This window comes from Acinetobacter sp. EKM10A (assembly GCF_011075215.1).
In the GTDB taxonomy this organism is placed as follows: domain Bacteria; phylum Pseudomonadota; class Gammaproteobacteria; order Pseudomonadales; family Moraxellaceae; genus Acinetobacter; species Acinetobacter baumannii.
The window spans coordinates 1-310 of record NZ_JAALLK010000050.1 but is presented as its reverse complement, the minus strand read 5'-3'; the positions used below and the strand labels follow the sequence as shown (position 1 = coordinate 310).

Annotated in this window: 1 protein-coding gene; it reads right to left on the bottom strand. The window is 54.5% G+C overall.

Annotated features, from left to right (window positions below):
* Positions 1-310: Ig-like domain-containing protein (locus tag G9371_RS19025; protein WP_227591305.1), on the bottom strand; the 310-nt coding region annotated here is incomplete at both ends.

Genomic DNA, 310 nt, shown 5'->3' with positions numbered 1-310 from the left:
GGTGTGCTGTCATTCGTCAACACGTCATCCAGCGCAACCACAGGTGCCGTGATGTCTGCTGAAACTGTGCCTGTACCTGGCAATGAAGTGTTGCCTGCAGGGTCAGTTGCTGTTGCAGTCACTGTATCGCCATCCACCAGGTTACCCGGGTTTGGTACTGACCAGCTACCATCTGTGCCTGCTACCACTGTTGCAGTTGTGCCATCAGGATAAGTCACAGTCACGGTTGAACCAGGCTCTGCCTGACCGCTCACCGGGTCTGTTGCATTGATCGGATCAAGCACCGGTGCATTTGGTGCAACCGTATCAA